This window comes from Methanosarcina sp. 1.H.A.2.2, from assembly GCF_000979975.1.
Lineage (GTDB): Archaea > Halobacteriota > Methanosarcinia > Methanosarcinales > Methanosarcinaceae > Methanosarcina.
The window spans coordinates 89312-109094 of sequence record NZ_JJQL01000080.1 but is presented as its reverse complement, the minus strand read 5'-3'; the positions used below and the strand labels follow the sequence as shown (position 1 = coordinate 109094).

Genomic DNA, 19783 nt, shown 5'->3' with positions numbered 1-19783 from the left:
AAGGTGATAGTATGAAGATGCTCTTTCTGGATATAGTCTGGCCCCTTTACCTGGCTGATGGTTCGCTTATCCACAGGCATGAGCTTGTAAGCAACCTGGCAAAGCTGGGCAATGAAATCCATATCTTCACTACCGATAGGTCTACTCTTTCTAACCTGGACAATATCCGCTGCCATTATATACGTCCTGGGAGCCTTCTAACCCTCACAATCAACTATTTCCGGAGCTCTGCAGGTCTGGTCGGTTCCGAAACTTTTGATGTGCTGTATACCAGAAATCCGAATTTCGGTTTTCTTGCCGGGCTCTTTTGCAAAAGCAGATGCAAAACTCTGGTTTATGAATTAAATGGAATCCCGGAGGATGAAAGCAGCCTTATCAAATCCAGGTGCAGTGAGGAGAAGTCTTTGCAAGAGGAACAAATGGTAAATTTATCCCGGTATTTTTCTTCTGCAAAAGCCAGCTTAAAGGTTTCGGTTTTGAAAAAAGCTCTTGGACTTTCAGATAAGGTAATCGCAGTAACTCCAGGAATAAAAGCGAATCTTGAGAGTTCTTACAACATTCCAGGAGACAAAATAACTGTGGTATCCAACGGAGCAAACACTTCCCTGTTCAAACCTCTTGAGCAGGAGGCCTGCAGGAAAGAGCTTGGTCTGGAAGCGGAAACTCCTTATATCTGTTTTGTGGGAAACCTTGCTCCCTGGCAGGGGGTAGAATATCTGGTAAAGGCAGCTTCTTCAATACTTTCCAGGTCTCCTGAGTGCTGTTTCCTTATTGTTGGCGATGGAGTTATGAAAGAGGAGCTGCTCAACCTCTCAAAGGAGCTCGGAGTTGCAGACCGGTTTGTTTTCACAGGTGTGGTTTCCTATGACCGCGTGCCTGTGTACATCAATGCAAGTGATATCTGCGCTGCTCCCTTTATCCTGGCCAGAAACGCAAAAATAGGGCTCTCCCCTCTGAAACTATATGAATATATGGCTTGCGGAAAGCCAGTTGTTGCGAGTGCAATCAGCGGGGTCGATGATGTCCTTAAGGCTTCAGAAGGGGGAATTCCTGTCCCTCCAGAAAACCCGGAAGCCCTTGCAGAAGCTATCTCAAAGCTACTTGATAATCGGGAATTGAGGGCGAGACTGGGCTCAAAAGGTTTAAGTCATGTTACTGAAAATTACAGCTGGTACAGTGTTGCGAAACAGGTAGACGGGGTCTGCAAATCGGGACCCAAAGGCTGAACGCCCGGAATCCGTCTTTCGAATGTTATTATAACTTGTCAAAAATACAAATTATTGTCTTTCACACGGGGCTTAAAATGGACGAAATTGAAGTCAGAGAATTATTACAGTCTGAATATAATGACTGGGATCTGCTTGTGGAAAAAGCTCAACCCGGTACGCTCTTTCACACAAGTGACTGGCTGGGAATCTGCAGAGATGTCCTTTCCAGAGACTTAAAGATTTATGGTTGTTTCAGAAACGGTGAGCTTGTGGGTGGATGTCCCATTTTCATTAAGAACATCAAAGGTATGCTGAAAGTAGCATCTTCTACCTGTAATATGACTGATTATTGCGGTCCCCTTATAAAAGAGGGAGCCAGCTCTAAAGCTAGCAAACGTATGCAGGATACACACGAGATCCTTGAAGCTCTTAGAGAATTCCTCTGCAATCAGGGATTCGACAGCATTACCCTTACACTTGCCCCCGGGCTTGAAGACGTAAGACCTTTTACCTGGAAAGGATGGGAGTCGAGTGTACATTATACTCATCATCTCGACCTTAAAGAAAATGTAGATAGTAATCTTTCTAGGAAAATCCGGAGAGAACTTAAGAGCGCAGAGGAAGCAGGGCTTAAAACGAGAGTCTCAAACGACCCTGAAACTTATTATCGCCTGCTTTCCCTTGTCTATGATAAACAAAATCTGGAACCTCCTGTGCCAAAGGAATTCTTTGAAAGGGTATTTAAGTTGATCCAGGAGAAAGATGTTGGCTATATGTTTGTCTCAGAGACTCCCGAAGGAGAAGTAATTGCTTCTCATCTGAACCTGTATGGTAAAAAATGCACGATTACCTGGTCTTCAGCTCTTAACCCTGAATTCGGTAGAATGGGCCCAAATGCGCTTCTCTATTATAATGAGTTTCTCGACCTGAAGTCCAGAAATTTCGAATATATGAATGTAATGGCAGCAAACATCCCAAGATTTACGGACTTTATTATGGGATTTTCCCCGAAGATTGTCCCTTATTATAGAGTAACCCTGCGCAGCAAAAAATATTCCCTTATGAGGTTATTATACCAGGCTACACATGAAGAATCAGAATGATTGGAGAAGCAGGAGAACTTTATTCTTGCTTAAAGGAATATAAAGGAATATTTTCCTCACTGAAAAGAATAATTCCTTATCGAAAATCGGAATAAGCTAAAACCGAAATCAGGATATTTTTCCTGAAATCGGAATTTAATCCTTTTTTTGTTTCCGGGAAGGAGGTTTAATCTCCTTCTCAGTTCCTATTTCTTACGTTCACAAGAAAAGTTGAGAACATTTTTCTGAATATAGGATCGTCGTGAAGGGTTATTACGTAATAGATAACTGTTATGATGACGGCTGCAAATATTATTACGTAAAAGCTTGAAGAAATCATTTCTATTAAAATTAATGGGATCGAAACGATGAGGCCTATTGCCGCATATTTTATAAGGATCTCTATGCTTTCTTTCTTGCTAATTCCTGCAAGACCCAGAAGGTATGCATTGTTCCAGAGCCAGAACACAATTCCTGTAAAGCTATACAGGGCAAGAGCGAACTCAGGGCTTCCATAAGTTCCCCCAATGACCAGGGCTACTATCCTTGAGACCAGGAGAATTATACTGAAGGTAAGCCAGACGGTCTGTTTCTCAAATACATTATAGAGAGTTGATATCGGTGAAGAAAGAAAGACCAGGAAGATCCAGGGCACAAGAATTTTTACATATGTGCCTGCAATGCTCCATTCCTCTCCGAAAGCAAATGTGAAGATCTGCTCTCCGAGAATAATCAGGAGTATCATAGGGAAGATTCCTATCGAGATCAGCTTTTTATAAACCTCCCCAACTATAACCTTCATGTCTCCTTTCCCGTTCCCGTTCTTAACTTCGCTTACTTTCTGGAAAAAAACCTGTCCTATAGCGCTGCCTACAATTCCCATTGGAAGGTTTACAACCTGATTTGCAAGTGAAAAATGCCCTACAACTGATGTACTGTAAAAGTATGCGAGCAAAAAAGCAGGGACCTGTGGAGAAATAGTGTTTGCGATCGATGACCAGGAACTGAATAACGGAAATTTTTTGTATTGAATGGCCATCTCTTTCATTCTTTTTAGTGAGATCTTTTTGAAAACTTGAATATCTTTTTTTATGCCCTTGAGCATGACAAGATCTGCAAATACATATCCTGCAATGAATCCGCCTACCAGGCCGAATGGGGTAATACTCCATTTCGCAAATCCTATTTGAAATGCCTTTGATGTTAAGGTGTTCGAAACTCTGGACCCTGCAATGACTCCAAACCGGGTTTTTCTTGAAAGCCAGTAATTTTGCACAAAAAACATACCGTTGAGGAATATTATTAGCGGAAGGAGAGGTAAATACCTTGAAACTCCAGGGGTGTTAAAAATCTCAATATCTTTCGGAATAAATAAGACTACGATGCCTGTCAGTAAGGATATGAAAGTTACCAGTACGGTGCATACAGAGGCAACATTTGCAGCATCCTCCTCTGTTTTTGGCAGCATGATCGCAAATTGATACGAAAAAGTAGAAACTATTACAAGTATGCCTGAGATTGACATGAAAAGCTGAAAAATCCCAAAATCATCTGGGTTATAAATTCTTGTGATTATGGGTATAAGAAGTATACTCAGAATCTGGGCAGTAACACTTCCGGATATAAGCTTTAGTACGTTAGTTATAAAGTTCGACATGGGGTTTCCAGCTTTGAAATATATCAATTCAGTTTTTGCCGTAGATAGGGGGTTTCACTCAGGTGATTTATATAATAGTTTCCGATGAAGTTTTATTTTTTTACTTCTTTATTTTCTTTAAGGTAAGCCAGTACCTCTGCATTGTCATATACCAGTGCATACTCCGGAGCTTCGAAGCTGTTGAAGAACTCTACTGGTAATGGCTGGATTATGTTTATCCCGTATCTGTTCGGGTCATTTATGGATATTGGTTCCCCCAGGGATGATCTTCTCAGCAATACCATACGATCGCCGCTTATTTCTCTCGATTCGATCTGGTTTGTATTGAAGTATGTTGCGTTATTTGCATCATATCCCTGATCCCTGTAAAAAAGACAGCTGTCATAGGGAGAATCCATCAGAATGTTTCCTGAGTACACGGCAGATAATGTTTTCACAGGCTGGATTTCAATGTTCTTGAACTGGTTTCTTACGGTTGTCTCTTTTCCTACAAGAGGATTGTCTTTATTAATACCTGGTGTGGTAACCATTACGAATGAGAAGAACAACACTATGATGAAAATTGCAGAAATTTTTGCTTTTTTAGAGTTAAACAGGCTTGTTAGCTTCAATATATATGAAGCAGCTACCAGGACCAGAAATACTGCTATTAGCGGGAACCACCTGCTTGTAAGGAAATTTCTCATGCCCAGTAAAGGAATTCCGTAAGCAAAGCTATACAGAATTACAACAACCAGAGCAATTGAGAACTTATCTATTTTTTCGGCGTCCCTGCGGGAAAACCATGTCAGAACTCCTCCTATTGCGAAGAAAGGTAGGGCAAGGTAGCTTATGTGAAGTATCAGTACTTCCAGTGAGTCCGGATTGGTTGCAGTCCCCACGATAAGTTCCTCACTTGAGTAGCTGGATCCAACCTGAAGTACTTCCATAAGAGGCTTGAAGATCATCTCAAAAAAGGAGGTCTCCGGAGTGACATATGTAAACATCCAGTAGGTTTGCAGGCTAATCACAAAAAAGAGGAGGTAATTAAAACTGGCTGCTGCAGTGGGTAAACTCTCATACAGGAGGTTGTGCAGGTATTTCCCTAATAAAATTGAAACTAAAGACAGAAAAACCACAAAAGTAGTTAACTGGTGGGTCAGCACCATCAGAACCGTAGCCAGGAGAAGAAGTCCTGTCTGCACCAGGCCCGGCTTTTCGCTAAAGATTGCATACAGGATAATTATAAAGTAGCAAAGAACCAGGGAACCCGGGGTTATATTTGTAATCCCGCTGACAATATTGTGATTATTCAAATTAATTAATAAAGCTGCAAGCAAGCCCATCTGAGGGCCTTCGAGTTTCTTTCCTATAAGGTAAATCCCTGCCGTACTGAATATATTGGCAAATCCTATAGAATAAAAGAATCCGTCCTTGATATCCAGTCCGCCCATAAGCTGGGTTATCGAGACAAAAATGTGGGCAAGAGGATAATATAAATATTTATTGCTTATCTCAATAGGGGGAATAGCCCCTGTTTCAGTAATCAGTTTTGCCATTCCTGCATGAAAATAAGCGTCATAGCCCATGAGACTTGGGAAATTATAATAGATTCCGGCTCTTATAAGGATTGAAAGAAGGAATATCTGCAGTAGTATTGAGGTTACCCTGTCTCCTTCTCTTACATACAGGATTTCCGAAGCTATGATTCCTGCGAGTATGCATATCAGGATGAAATAAGATATCGGCCTGTAATACAGGTTCATGCTATATATGAGCACACTTATCAGGAATACGAGATAAAAGGAAAGGTTGAGTACATTCTTTAACCTGTCTTTTCCTGAGGAAATGGGGGCCTCATTTTTAAATTTTTTTCTAAATATAAAATAGATTAAGCAGGCAGAAAGCACAGCAATTCCGATGTCTTTCTGGTTTAAATTGATCAGGTAATATAACGAAACAATAAACACGCCTAAATTGAATCCCATTACACTGAGAATCGTGTCAAGATTTCCTGTAAATCTCTCTTTATACCTTTTTATAGTTTCCATACAACCCTCAACATAACAACTTTCTTTAGGATTATATAGTTTCCCGATGAAGCATTTTTCTTTTATAAGAAGAAGCGTAAAACCCCAGGGTTTTAGCCTGGGGATAGTTCAAAAATCCAAACTATCCTTTTTATCGGACTGCAATTTCTTTTAACATTTCCTTTAAGCCTTGATAGCTGTTTTTCTCCATTCTCTTCTAAACTAATTCTCTTTCTTTTTAATTGAGGTCTCTTTTACTTCTTTTTAAATCCCAGCATTGTCCTTAATGCCTTATTCTTTTTTTAACCAGTTACAGATCTGAGCCCCTGGGTCCACTCCTACTCCTTTTAAAGAGTCAGTTTCATGAGTAAATTCAGATCGATTGCTTCACCCGGCTGCAGCTTCATATCTCAATCATTTTTTCTTCCCTGTATGACTGGATTGCGGCCAGTGCCACTTCCAGAGCATGTTTTCCTTCTTCTCCCGAGGGCATCGGGCAGGTTCCATCCTTTGCACAGCAGATAAAATGGGAGAGTTCCTTTTGCAGAGGTTCGGCTTTTTCTACCCTGGCTTTCTGGATCCAGCCATCGTCGTGGAGCTCTACACTTTGGTCAAGATAGTCCAGATATGCAACACCCTTCAGACCAACAGCCGTAAGCTTCCGGATTTTGTGGGGGGTAAGCCAGTTTGTCTCCACAAGCCCTGAGTATGCATGGTTCAGGCGGAGATGAATTGTCGCATGATCTTCAAAGGAATGAATGTCTGATCCCGCTACGGCATATACCTGGTTTATCTTCATTCCGTAGATACAGGAGATTATATCTATGTCATGTACTCCAATATCCAGGATTACCCCCACATCCCTTATCCTGGGATTGTAAGGCCCGACTCTTCTGGTTGAAACAGAGACGATTTTTCCCAGAGCCCCTGAGTCAACGATTTCTTTTAATTTCAGGACTGCAGGATTAAACCTTTCTATGTGTCCTACCATCAGGTGCCTGTCCATCTCTTCAGCAGATTCTATCATTGCAGCTGCATTTTCCACACTGTCTGCAATAGGCTTTTCTACAAGCACGTCTGCCCCGGCTTCAAGTGCATCAAGCACTATGGGGCAATGAAGGGTAGTAGGAGCTGCGATACTTATTGCGTCAAGCTTTTTTTTCTCAAACATTTTTTTATGGTCTGCAAAAGGCAGTGTATTATATCTTGCTGCAAGCTCTTTTACCCTTGAAGTATTGGGATCGGAAATCCCTATCAGTTTAACGTCTTCCATTTCACTATAGATCCTGACATGGTTCTCCCCCATGTAACCGGTTCCAACCACTCCTACGCGTATCAATTCTTTTACCCCCCACAATAACTTTATCAGGCGCTTTTGTCTCGATTTGTCTGATCTCCTGCAAAAAAAGCAGGGTAATTTACACAGGTAGTATACTATCAGTAAACTATTCAGTAAATAAGATCAATTCGTGCAAAGAAAGACCTTGAGTTCTTACTGCTTTTTCAGATCGGCTTCAATTCGGTTTTTCCATGTTCCTTTCATTGTATGGAAGCCTTCCAGAATACAGGTAAGTTAAATCTCAAACTCTTTTTCCCCAATTGACGGTATATGCTTTCACCATTATGCCGTCTCCCTTTAAATTAATAAATATTCTTAGAATATAAGTTTTAGCCTTAGACTAATATTTTTCATCAGTATACTCTGGCTACGTGCATATATTGAACTCATCTGCCTTATTTTTTAAAGCCTATTGGTACTTTTCATATTTTGCTTGAATCCCTCTGAAATAAAGAACCCCCTAATTACTTTATGCGCTCTCAGGGCATGGATATACAGGGGCGTTTTTTATACCACTTAACTCTATGTTCCCGCAGGTCGCTCCTTTCCCTATTCACCTGAGGGTTAAATAAGCTCCCTGTGGATGTATTATTTTCCGTAACGGCTGCTGCCTGAAGTCCAGGGGTTTTTCCGGTGTTTATTTCCCCCTTTTTCTTCCAGCAATAGCCATATCATTTTTCGCAATGTACTATGCCTTTTATGGTGTTTTTTTCTCTTGCCCGCTCGCGCAGACCGGTTAAGTTCTTCCCTGCCCCGGTCCCCGAGAGTCATACTATGACATGTAACTGGGTCAGGGCATACAACTAAGGTTTACTACCTGAATTTTAACTAATTTATCTATAATTTTTTTCCCGGTTGTGATGCCTTCATAATAATTAACTCTGGAGTAGCACATGTACATTTTTGCAGAATAGAACGGCTTTTCCATTTGCTGTAGGAGCGTAAACTATAACCCATATTCTACACACTCATATGTTTTATGGTGTATGAATGGGCTTCATGATTCTGTTTTCTTCCTTAAATCCAAAGTTCTACCTTGTGTTTTTTTCTTTTTTTCTATTTTTTCATTTTTCGGACCCATTATGCCGCTAAAACGTGTTTTTTGTGATGAAATACTGTATTTTATGTTAGTAGGATCTCCCAAACTTGGGCTATATACCATAACTCTATTCAATAAAGGAAGCATCCTTGTAAGTTATATAATATTTTAACAGATTATTTTCAGTCACAGGTTAACTTTATATATATTTTTCTCCAAATATCTTTTAAATGATAGCCTTTAATATTTTTGCATTTATACATATACTGGGGGTTATAGTATAATCTATATTCATAGGGGGTGGAGAGGGTTTGTATTCAGCCCTTACACTTTGTTTTAATTCTCTAATTTCCGATCCCATCAGTATAGTTTCATCGCCATCTCAACTTTCCAATAGGCCTCTAAGGCATGAGTTTACGGTCTTGATTCCAGCTCAAAACGAGGAAGCATCCATAGGAAGCAAGGTCCTGCTCGCGGCGAGTTATGCAGATCGCGTACTTGTGCTTGACAAAGGTTCTACTGACCGAACTATGGAAGTGGCAGCTCTGGGAGGGGCAAGAGTCGTCCCCCTGGCCGGAGGAGAGGAAGCATTGCTCAAAGTCCTTTACAGGGCATCCCTTGATTCAGAGCTTGTGGTTCTTATCTATCCTGATTGCATGCAGGATATAGATCTGCTGTCTCATGTTCTCGAGCCGCTCAGGCAGGGATTTGACCTGTCGGTAGGTTCCTGGCCCTGCCGGGTTTCCTGCGAACAGGAGACAGTCATGCTTCTGAACGGGAAAAGCACCTTCAAAGAAAAAATAGGCTTTCTTGCCTTAACCTCAAGATCGCTTCAGAATATTAGCTCAGGTAAAGAGCATATGTCTTTGAAATCCCTGCTTTCTGCTGCCAAAACTGAAAAACTTAAGGTTAACTACCTGAGCTTTGACGTTGATCCTGCATTTCGGAAGCTTGAGAGCACCCGTATAGGAGTTGTAGTACCTGCCTATAATGAAGAACTGCTTATCGGCGAAACCCTGAGAGGGATTCCAGAGTATGTGGATCGGATCTATGTTATCGATGACTGTAGTACTGACCGGACTGGAGAAATTGTAAAAAAGTTCGGAGATCCGAGAATCGTTTATCTGCGCCACGAAGTAAACAAAGGCGTCGGGGCAGGGATAATTAACGGGTACAAGCTTGCTCTAAAAGATGAAATGGATATTGTAGCAGTTATGGCCGGGGATAACCAGATGGACCCTACCCAGCTTCCGAGATTGATCTTTCCGATTATCGAGGGATGGGCTGACTATACAAAGGGTAACCGGCTTCTCTCCGACAATTTTATGACCGGGATGAGCAGGTGGAGGTCTTTTGGAAACCTTCTGCTGAGTTTCCTTACTAAAATAGGGAGTGGATACTGGCATATCATGGATCCGCAGAACGGTTATACAGCCATTTCCAGGCAGGCCCTTGAGGTTATCGATCTGGATTCGGTTTATCCTTACTACGGCTACTGTAATGACTTGCTTATCAAGCTTAACGCCTTTGGAATGAGGGTCATGGATGTAGTAATCCCTGCCCGCTATGGCAGAGAGAAGTCATCCATTAAGTACAGTAAGTATATCCGTAAGATTTCGCCCATGCTTTTCAGGGGCTTTCTCTGGAGGCTAAGGATCAAATATACAGTTCTGGATTTCCATCCTCTGGTTCTGTTTTACTTCCTTGGGATGCTTGCCCTACCTGCGAGTGTCCTCTTTGGTATCTGGGGACTTTTGCAGATATTGCTTCAAAACCCGCTACCGTCCTATTACCCACTGCTTGGTTTCCTCGTACTGGGTACTGGACTTCAGATGCTTCTGTTCGGAATGCTCTTTGATATGCAGGTTGAAAAGAGAAGGAATGAAAGGGTAGGACTTGCTCGTTGAGGTCCGGAAGTTTTCCTTCCGGGCTTTTTCTTTTAATGTATTTTTTCTTGCAAAAACAATAAGAGCCCGTTTGTTTAATTCGGGCTCTTTAATCTGATTCTTTTTTAATCAGGATTTTCTAGTCAGAGCTATTTTGATTCAGTCTTTTTTTTATCCAGATTCCAGTAAAAATAACAATTATTCCTATTCCCATAATTTCTGCAATGTAAGTCTGGGAAAATTCAGGTTTGAATGAGCCCTCTAGCATTTTTATTAAGTATTCAAAGCCTGTGTAATCAATAGAATCTCTCGGGAAACTCCATCCAAGCAGAGGCCATAAAAAAGTTTGAGGCCGCCCCCACATCTGGTCTTCGAGGATATGGAAAAAAGAACCCAAAGCTAGGGTACATATTCTGGTATCTCTTCTTTTTTGATACAGGTAGATACCGGCAAGAACAAGAAGGCAGCTGAACAACAGGGTATGACCTATCATACGCCCGTTTGCAAAGGCCGATGCGAATATTACTTTTCCTATTGGTTTATCTATCAGGTCAGGTAAAAGGGCTCCAATAGCAAGATACCTTAAATCTATTACGGATTTTAAGCGAGGAATAAGTTGCTGAAGGCCGATAAATGCCCCCAGTGTTATTCCCAGATGTCCGAAGAGAAGCATCGAAGGTTATAACGGCTCTTCATTTATATCTAAATATTGCCTGTGCTTTATATACTCTAACCTTTGCTTAATCTCAGATTGTATTATTCGCCTGTATACTCTATAGTAAGTTTAGGTCTCTGAGCTTTGTTTTGCCACTCTGAACTGTATAAAGCAATATAGTTATTATCTTCCACTCTGGCTTTTATAAGGAAACCAGTATTTTCATATTTCCCGCTGGTATATTCCTGCACAAGCTCTGTTACGTCCAGTTCATAATACCTGTCGTCCGGAAGGGTACTGCCCTTAATAGTCATTGTCGCATATGGGGTGCTGCCTTGAGATACACCTTTTTTATCGTACCAGTCACCCCCTGGATTCTGCCAGAGAGTTCCTGTTTCTCTTGCTTCCCAGGTAACATGTTCCTCACACCATTTTTCCGGCCTGTATACTTCCAGAATAGTATCTTCCGGTCTGGCTTCGTCAGGGTAATACCAGAACAAAGAAAGGGTTGCCTTTTCAATACTATCCGTTTGACCCAGCTGGTTCAGTTCAAACAGTATGACATCCCTATATTTTCCGCCCTCTGCTCTTTCACCCACATCCATATATTCGGTTTCCCTAAATGTCGTGTTAGGAGACTCTTCTTTCAGCCTGTTGTCTGAGACAACCGAAGGTAAGGCGATTTTTATGTTTTCGTCCTCTGATTCTCCCGAAGTGAACCCCAAAAAGATATTTTTCACAAACCGTACCATTTTTGAGATCGCCCTTTTAATATCTGATCCAAGACCTTCTTCCTGTCCCATATCGATGCCATTCTCATCTATCTCATAAGGCATTTCCTGTGGTCCTACTTTCATAGCGTCTGCACAGGGCAGGTTTTGCACTGAAGACCCATTTTTTTCCAGCTGTTCTATAAGTGCAGGGTCGGCTTGTACGTCCGATGTAGAGCTGGTATACATATAGTCCCCGCCTGCGTTATTTGATAGACAGTTTTTTTGAAGGGCGAATGAGTGGGTATTTTCCAATTTATTATAAAATGCGTAACCTTCTCCGGCTGCAGGGCTTGATTTTGTATTTATTATTATATTGTTCCGCGCAATGGTTGTATAACCTGTGCCCGTGGATGTAAACTCTTCATCTACCTCTTTATGGGCAATTGCCGCCCCGTAGCATCCATCGAATAAGTTGTTTTCTATCAGGGTATCATAAAAACCGTTGAGGACGATGCCTCCTGCCCAGTCAGCACCGGGATTAATACCAGTTTTGTAAAATTTATTATTGTGAATGTATATGTTTTTAGCAGAGTCTTTCGAATATGCTGACCCATACCCTGTAATCCAGATTCCTGCGGTATTTGTCTCATAAAGCAGGTTGTTGTAGATTTCGATATCATTCATTACTGTTGAAGAACCTGCCTTCTGGATTTCAATTCCAGCTCCCCCCTCCCCTTCGGAATTAATTATATTGTTATAGAATTTAACCTGATTTCCATTATATATTCTGAGTCCGCTGTTTGTTCTGCATGTTATTTTGTTGTTCCATGCTTCCACATTTGAAGAATAGATTACGTAAAGAGCGTCATGTCCTAGCTTGTATATTGTGTTATTATAAAACTGAATATTGGCACCTTTCACCACTTTCAGCCCATCACCGTGGCTGTCGTGCATATACATGTCATAAACCTGAATATTTTTACAATTGAGGAAATGGATCAGGTTATAATACCCTTTTCCCCTACCTTTTTCTTTATTTCCGTCATGATTCCCGTCAATTTCAAAACCTCTTATAGTAATATTCTGGTTTCCCGAGCTATCGATCTGGGTAATCAGGGGCTTATCCAATGGCCAGTCTGCTTTATCTTCAAGTTTTATCACAGCTGTAGAATCCCCTTCCAGGATGGAATTGCTTCCAATGAAAATACTACCCGAGATAACGTATGTGTTAGGGCCTTTCAAATGAACGGTCGTAAGCTCTGGATGTTCTGCAACGTATGCGAGAGCTTTATTGATCTCTATCTGGTCATCGATTCCATCGCAGTTGAAATCTCCACTCCCGTCGGTATTTATATAAACCGTCATTTCGGAAGGAGCGGTTGAGAGGGCAATAGTTACACTTGCGACCAGAGTAATAAGAAGTAAAATCAGGATTCCTTTTTTCTTTTTTTCTCCCTGTCTATATATCCACTGAGTTTCGTTCATTTTGTACCCCCAATACAATAACTATAACTCTCTAAACTTAAAAAAAGTTATCTGTTGATATCTGCAAAAAAATTTACAGGAAAGATTTGAATTCTTTTCATAGCCTGATGTCCATAGAGCTTGATTGTTAAATGAGGCATCTCCCAGTCTCTTCATAATTATTGGGATATAATATCTGGAAATCGTGAATTTTTGAGGTTAGTAGAAGAACCTGTTCTGAACCTTATCTTATATCTTCACCGCAGAAAATTAAAGTTCCAGAGCACTTTATTTTTGTTTTTACCTTTTCTGGTGTGACTGGCCAGGATTCAATCGTCAGGTGTGATAAAGACCTAGATTTATAAGCATTCACGTTAGGCTTACATGGACCCGGGGCAGATTTGACTCTAAAAGTTAAAAGCAAACCCCTGAAAGTTTAAGTTAAAATCTTCATCCAGGGGCTGGAAAAATTTATATTTTTTAATTAGGGACACACCTGAGAAAGCATTAAATCTGAATTTTAAAGCAGAATAGAAGGAAGGTCTTCAGGAGCATCCTGAACATCCTCCATTCAGGCGAAAATATCTGATGCCACCAGGCCACATATCCGGGCATTATCCCTGACTTTGATGCTTCTTCAGTGTTTCCGTATCTTCCTATATTGATCCGTTTTCCATTGTTTTCGGGCTCATTTGAGTAGTCAGAGGAGGAATAACCTGCATCAATGCACGGAGAACTTTCAATATCCTTTATCCATGTTTTCCCATCCCATCTGCCGCCTGTCGACCTAAGATGGTAATCATTTCCTTTCTGATTTGTGAAAAGAGGGTTTACATAAATATCACTTGTTGATGTTGCGTTTCTATAGTCTCCTGCAACATTATTGTAAAAGCAGTTGTTTTCCAGTACAAGGATATGGGTTTCGGGGAGGTAATTGACAACACCAAATCCTGTTCCGCTTGACTCACTCTTGCGACGTTCCGTATTTGTAATTATGTTATTACGGACAATGGTCGTGTATCCCTTACCTTTAGGTGAGATGTCTATGGTGCGGTCTGTAGGGTACATCAGGACGATAGCAGCATGATATGTGCCATCAAACACGTTATTCTCAATAAGGGTATTGTTAAACCCGCTGGTTACAATACCTCCTACCCAATCAATACTTGGGTTCGTGCCTGTGCTGTAGAATGTATTGTGATGAATATGGACATTCTGCGCTTCTTTCAGAGGGTAGCTACCATAGCCCAACAGCCAGATGCCAGGTCCGTAAGTGTTGTGGATGGTATTGTTATATACTTCTATATCATCCATGACGGCTGCAGATTTCTGGATCTGAATACCCGGACCACCTGCGCTCCAGTGATAAAAGGAATCAATAGTATTGTCATGGAATTTTACATGATTCGAGTCCCATACTCTAAGCCCGCTGTTAGTCCTGCAGGTTATCGTATTATTCCAGGCTTCCAGATATTGAGACTGGATCCCGTAAAGACCGTCGTGACCGAGCTTATATATTTTATTGTTGTAAAACTGAATATTGGAACTGTTTTCAACTTTCAATCCATCTCCATGACTGTCATGCATATACATATCATGAACCTGAATGTTTGTTGAGTTCATGAAATGGATAAGATTGTAGTATCCAGCGCCTTTCTTTTTATCTGTATTGGCGTCGTGATTTCCGTTTATCTCAAAACCCTTTATAGTAATATCTTGGTTTCCCGAGCTATCTCTCTGCGTAATCAGGGGCTTGGCAACTGGCCAATTTGCTTTGTCTTTAAGTTTTATCACAGCCGTGGGGGCCCCTTCCAGAACGGTATTGTTCCCGACCAGAATACTGTCTGAGATAACGTATGTGTTAGGGCCTTTCAAATGAACGGTTGTAAACTCCGGGTGTTCTGCGACGTATGCGAGGGCTTGATTGATCTCTACCTGGTCGTCAGTCCCATTACAGTTAAAGGTCCCACTCCCGTCTCCAGCCACATAAACTGTCATGCCTGATGGCGTGATCGAAAGGGCGGTTGTTACCATTACAATCAAGAACATGAAGACTGCAATGTAAAAACCCGTTTTTTTTCTGTTTCCCCATCTGTTTATAAGATCTTTTCCGTTCATTTTTTATCCCTGCACCCTGAGATATAATTCCTCCAAACTTGAATAAAATTTATCGCTGGAAGGTACTGTCACTGGAGTTTTTTAAAAAACCTGATGTCATCAGTGATCTCACGGGTTTAATCTTCACAACAGTTAAAAATAATTCTTTGCACGCTATCGGCTTTTCTCGAATCCATATGAGCTCTAACATAAAGATACTAATCATTGATTGCGGCAGTGTACAAAAAGCTTATGTGCTTAAAGTTATTCACATTGTTGGGGGGTATGTATTGAATAGACAACGTCTTATGAATCAGAATAGCTCTATTTATATAATCCGATTTGAAACAAAATTTATGTACAGTGAGCTGATTTAAATTTTTAACAGCAACACACGAGTACTTTTTGAAATATATGTACTATTAAATTATTTATTTGCTCTGAGGGGAGTTAAATATGTTCGATAAAACTTTATTCCTACTTCTGTATGAAATTGTCTACTCATTTTTTTCTAACCTGCAGACATTCCATCAGATCTCAATGAAATTCATATGAAAAGAAGATCAAAGGAAAAACTTTCCGCAGTTTTTAGCCTGAAAATTCTCCCTTATGACTAAAATAAGTTGGAAGAACTCAAAGGTCTGGGTTACGGAGGTCTTTTTGTCATCTCCGCACTTCCCCGCCTTTCAGAGGTCTCTTCCTGAAGTTAGGGCTGTTAAGCTACAGCTTTCTCTTCTATATTCAGCATTGGACGCTGGTTTTCATCTTCGATTTCGCTGCTGTAGAATGCTACGTAATCCGCATTTTCGGTACGGGTTTTAATCAGGAACCCTGTGTTTTCGTACTCGCCGCTGACGTACTCTTTTACGAGATCAGTTACGTTCAGCTCATAGTACCTGTTGTCCGGTATATCGGTTCCGTTCAGGGTTATCGTAGCGTACGGTGCATCTCCCTGAGAGACATTATTCATGTCTAACCAGTCTCCTCCGGGCTGTGTCCAGAGCACACCATTATCCCTGCTGTTCCAGGTCACATTTTCAGGATTCCAGGTTGCAGCGGGTCTGTATATCTCTACAACCGCATCTTCTGGTCTTTCCCGTCCGTCAGGATAATACCAGTAGAGGGAAAGGGTTGCATTGCTAATATTTTCAGCATCGTTGTAGTCACTCAGGTCAAACAGGAGCAGATCTCTGTACCTTCCTATTCCGGGCCTGCCTCCGATGTCAATATAGGTCTTGTCCTGGAAAACTGTATCAGGGGAAACTTCTCTGAGGCGGTTGTCTATAACAATGCTTGTTGCATTCTCTTCTGTCAATGATGTATTATCAGTTCCAACTACCTGCTCAGGAGCGGTCTCTGTTACAGGAGGTTCGTCAACTGGTGTCGCTACAGAAGTTTCGTTACCGGTTGTCTGATTGCTGGTCGTTGCAACTTCGGTTTCTTTTGCCTCTGTTACAGCAGTTTCATTAACTGTTGTCTGGGCATCTGTTCCAGATGTTGGATTTTCAGTTGTTGTATTCTGGGCATTTGAAGCACTGCCAATAGAGCCATATCCATACCCTTTTGCTACCCAATTCTCAACACTGCGATCAGATGGTCCTAATATGTTTGTGCCTGAGCCTACCTCAACGTAAGGAGACACATTCCACATAACGTTATCACGAACGCTAATAGACCCTTTTGCATTCCAATTTCCAATGCCTGCACTGCTGCTTGATCCTTTGTAATCATGCATAATGTTGTGATGGACATCCACATTTGTCAGTGTATTTTCCAGCTCAACGCAGCACCATCCGGACCCTGCACTACCTGTGAAGGTATTATGGTCCACTTCAATATTTGCACAGTTGTCTACCCTGACACCTGTGTTGGTCTGAACCTCAACGTAACAGTTATACATTCTGGAATCCTTAGTGCCGGACAAAAATGACACACCATCGTGTCCTGAGGACGTTATTCTGCAATTATATACCTCTATTCCAGAACTTTTACCGATTCTGACACCATCACCATACAGATAGCGATTGAATAAAATGTCATGTACTTTACTGTTAGTTACAGAGGTAAATTTTATGCAGTTACGGTAGTCTCCATGACCTCCATCACCAGGTCCTGTTGCCGTACTTTGGAATTGAAGATTAGACACTTCAACGTTAGAAACACCTGATCCGTATACATACGCAGGTGATCCCGCGGAGTTACAAACTGAGCCAGTAGCAAAGATTATTGTACTGTCGCCCGCGCCTTTTAGTACTACATTAGATTTCAAAATTATAGGTGCACTTATCTTATAAGTGCCAGCACTAAGGAGAACATATCCCGGGTTACTTGATGTTGCTCCTGATGCTACAGAATTTATTGCATTATTAATTGCAGTCTGGGCATCTGATCCAGATGTTGCATTTACAGTTATTGTATTCTGTGCGCCTAACGCAGCGGGTACGGTTGTTAAAATAAGGCATGTTACTAGGAATAGGGTTCCTATCTGTCTTTTTAGCATCGTATCACCTTTGGGTTGGATTTGGAATTTGAGCAATATCAAAAAATTTGTAGGCTCATAGTATATTTTTTCCCAAAGCACATACGGCCGTTAAACTAAGATATGTTGTCAGGAATAGGGTTTCCTGCTTCATCTCTAGCATCGTATCACCTTTGGGTTGGATTGGAATTTGAGTACACTCAAAAAACTATTAACTAGTTCTATCTTTCTCCAACAGTTGACACGGTTGTTAAAATAAGACATATTGTCAGGAATAGGGTTCCTATATTCATTTTTAGCATCGTATCGCCTCTGATTGGATTTAGAATTTGAGCAAACTCAAAAATCCAGGATAATCGTATACTCTTTCCCGGATATTTCTCAAAATTCCATATTACGTATTCGTAATGTTTTTCCGAACTATCTAATTAGACCGAGTTTATCTCAAATATCTAATTATGTCGGGTCTATGCGGTAATTCAAAAATTCTAATCACGTCTTCGTAATATTTTTGAACCTTTTCAATTCGGTTCTCTGCGTTTTTGTGGGGCGGACACGGTGCAGAGGATTTTCCACTCTTCATTTTCACTATTATGAGTGGCTATTTTTTCGGAGGTTGCCGGACATGAGAAGCTCTGGTTCTGGATTTTTATTCAAAATTTGTTATAACGACAGGATATTTCTCCTTTCAGGACAATATTTCCTGTTCTTATCAACCATAGCTTTTAGCCCGGTCAACTCATCTGCGAAACTTTTGTTTACTTATGTAATGTTGAGTTGACTTTGAAGTTTATGTGGTTCTACTATAAAACCTTTCCGTTACTTCTTTAAATATTTTTTATATAGTCAGCGGAACACTTTATATTCTTGTACGCACCTTAAGGCCGAAAAAAGCAGTTTTTTAGAAAAAAGGTTGCGTGAATTTTCAGGACTGGTACGTTGTTATTTCGGAGTTTGGCAGTCTGCTCTTCCTGTTTTTCTATATATATGAAATTTTGAGATGTGCGTCGAGTTCTTTTTACAGCCTGTGGAATCTATTTATCTAAAATTTATACCGTTATTTTTTCTACTGAATTATTCGACAGCAGGGGTTGGGCTAAATTATTTACAGTTTTTTCACTTTTTTCCTCTGTCAAAATAAGATGTGATTCTAACACCATTAATTCTCATCCGGGTTGGATTTATGAAACGCCTGTTTCCTGCCAGTCTCATACACGGAGATTCTTACATTATGAATTATTTTTGCTTTCTCAATGTGTTCTTATGTGTTCTTTATACTGTACTCATTGTCACTGCGTGCAGTAAAAACCTTTTTTGAGAACCTCTTCAATAACTCTTTAAATAGAATTAGGGATGCTGAGATAAAACTAATTCTAAAAGTGCATCCATTTTCTCTCCTTATCTATTATATATTTCTAATTATGTTTTTCTAATTAAGTCTGTATCTCTTAGCAAACTGACCTTTCTACTGCTCTTCTCAACCATATTTCTAAAGATCCCAAATCAAGATTCTATTGATGCTGACGTAATCAGTTCCTGTAACTGAAAATCCCTTTTCAAAATTGTGAGGGCATCTGCTAAAAGTAGTGATGCTTTTTTCTGGAATGTTCGTCAACCGCAGAATCCATCACAGAATGTGCGATTCGCACAATAATATTTTTTCTCTCTATGGCAACATAACTAATATTCAGGAGTTTGGGAGGCATTCTTTCTAGAGCCTTCCTTTTTCTCAAAGAGGCTGTGTTCTATTCAGTAATCTGGAAATTTTAACCGTGATTTCGTTTTCTCAATTGGTTTACAACTCAAAAGTCGCTTTCGGTTTTCGTGGTCCCAATAACAGTTCTGAGTTCTACACTTTCAGGCATCATCCCGAAAAACCCTTTTGAAGCCCAATACCATTAGGTTTGATCTGAAATTTTTGAGCCGTATTGTTCGACGGGATCGAAACCTGAAAAGTCTATACCGGGCAATTTATGGGAAGGAGCGTAAAACCCCGAAGTCTTCAGCTTCGTTGGATATAAGCGTCAACTTCCTCACGTTCTGCTGTTATTGATTCTGCAAACTTCTTTCTATTTTGAAGTCTCTCATTCCATGCTGATTTCCGAAGCGAAAACCAAGCAAGGACTGAGGTATTTTGCTGTCACCACAATGCGAA

11 protein-coding genes are annotated in these 19783 nt (G+C 40.7%); 3 read left to right on the top strand and 8 right to left on the bottom strand.

Translation table 11 applies throughout. The features are described 5' to 3' along the window. The first annotated feature begins 11 nt into the window (after positions 1 to 11). Positions 12 to 1226 carry a glycosyltransferase family 4 protein gene (locus EO93_RS13355; protein WP_048163001.1) on the top strand — a complete coding sequence of 405 codons (1215 nt, stop codon included), beginning with the start codon at positions 12 to 14 and terminating at the stop codon, positions 1224 to 1226. Between the two features lie 77 nt (positions 1227 to 1303). After that, positions 1304 to 2311: a GNAT family N-acetyltransferase gene (locus EO93_RS13350; protein ID WP_048162996.1), complete on the top strand. Its 1008-nt coding sequence runs from the start codon at positions 1304 to 1306 to the stop codon at positions 2309 to 2311. A gap of 178 nt (positions 2312 to 2489) precedes the next feature. On the opposite strand, the gene EO93_RS13345 is transcribed toward EO93_RS13350, so the two are convergent. The 4 genes from EO93_RS13345 to EO93_RS17810 all read right to left on the bottom strand — a co-directional run bounded on the left by EO93_RS13345 (position 2490) and on the right by EO93_RS17810 (position 8469). Then, the gene (locus EO93_RS13345) at positions 2490 to 3947 is read right to left on the bottom strand and encodes a lipopolysaccharide biosynthesis protein (RefSeq protein ID WP_048162994.1); all 1458 of its coding nucleotides are present in this window, start codon (positions 3945 to 3947) and stop codon (positions 2490 to 2492) included. 92 nt (positions 3948 to 4039) lie between these two features. Next, on the bottom strand, positions 4040 to 5977 hold the full coding sequence (locus EO93_RS13340; RefSeq protein WP_048162992.1) for a hypothetical protein: 1938 nt from the start codon (positions 5975 to 5977) through the stop codon (positions 4040 to 4042). 382 nt (positions 5978 to 6359) lie between these two features. Continuing rightward, positions 6360 to 7295 (bottom strand): UDP-N-acetylglucosamine 3-dehydrogenase, encoded by a 936-nt coding sequence (locus EO93_RS13335; protein WP_082105966.1) that lies wholly within the window; start codon positions 7293 to 7295, stop codon positions 6360 to 6362. 997 nt (positions 7296 to 8292) lie between these two features. Then, on the bottom strand, positions 8293 to 8469 hold the full coding sequence (locus tag EO93_RS17810) for a hypothetical protein (protein ID WP_162198709.1): 177 nt from the start codon (positions 8467 to 8469) through the stop codon (positions 8293 to 8295). Between the two features lie 287 nt (positions 8470 to 8756). Here EO93_RS17810 and EO93_RS13325 point away from each other — a divergent pair, with 287 nt between their 5' ends. Further along, positions 8757 to 10241, top strand: coding sequence for a glycosyltransferase (locus EO93_RS13325; RefSeq protein WP_235282905.1), 1485 nt, complete (start codon positions 8757 to 8759; stop codon positions 10239 to 10241). 118 nt (positions 10242 to 10359) lie between these two features. Here EO93_RS13325 and EO93_RS13320 read toward each other — a convergent pair whose 3' ends face one another. The 4 genes from EO93_RS13320 to EO93_RS13300 form a co-directional block, all read right to left on the bottom strand. Then, positions 10360 to 10893 (bottom strand): metal-dependent hydrolase, encoded by a 534-nt coding sequence (locus tag EO93_RS13320; protein ID WP_048162985.1) that lies wholly within the window; start codon positions 10891 to 10893, stop codon positions 10360 to 10362. Positions 10894 to 10976: 83 nt separating this feature from the next. Continuing rightward, positions 10977 to 13073: a disaggregatase related repeat-containing protein gene (locus EO93_RS13315; protein ID WP_048162982.1), complete on the bottom strand. Its 2097-nt coding sequence runs from the start codon at positions 13071 to 13073 to the stop codon at positions 10977 to 10979. Positions 13074 to 13559: 486 nt separating this feature from the next. After that, entirely contained in the window at positions 13560 to 15170 is a 1611-nt protein-coding gene (locus tag EO93_RS13310; RefSeq protein WP_048162980.1) for a right-handed parallel beta-helix repeat-containing protein, read from the bottom strand. A 694-nt stretch (positions 15171 to 15864) separates the two neighbouring features. Next, positions 15865 to 17649: a disaggregatase related repeat-containing protein gene (locus EO93_RS13300; RefSeq protein ID WP_048133590.1), complete on the bottom strand. Its 1785-nt coding sequence runs from the start codon at positions 17647 to 17649 to the stop codon at positions 15865 to 15867. Positions 17650 to 19783 lie beyond the last annotated feature (2134 nt).

Coding starts and splice junctions, on each gene's coding strand:
- EO93_RS13310 (WP_048162980.1), bottom strand. CDS start 15,170: ATGAACGGAAAAGATCTTATAAACAGATGGGGAAACAGAAAAAAAACG.
- EO93_RS13340 (WP_048162992.1), bottom strand. CDS start 5,977: ATGGAAACTATAAAAAGGTATAAAGAGAGATTTACAGGAAATCTTGAC.
- EO93_RS13315 (WP_048162982.1), bottom strand. CDS start 13,073: ATGAACGAAACTCAGTGGATATATAGACAGGGAGAAAAAAAGAAAAAA.
- EO93_RS13350 (WP_048162996.1), top strand. CDS start 1,304: ATGGACGAAATTGAAGTCAGAGAATTATTACAGTCTGAATATAATGAC.
- EO93_RS13345 (WP_048162994.1), bottom strand. CDS start 3,947: ATGTCGAACTTTATAACTAACGTACTAAAGCTTATATCCGGAAGTGTT.
- EO93_RS13300 (WP_048133590.1), bottom strand. CDS start 17,649: ATGCTAAAAAGACAGATAGGAACCCTATTCCTAGTAACATGCCTTATT.
- EO93_RS13355 (WP_048163001.1), top strand. CDS start 12: ATGAAGATGCTCTTTCTGGATATAGTCTGGCCCCTTTACCTGGCTGAT.
- EO93_RS13320 (WP_048162985.1), bottom strand. CDS start 10,893: ATGCTTCTCTTCGGACATCTGGGAATAACACTGGGGGCATTTATCGGC.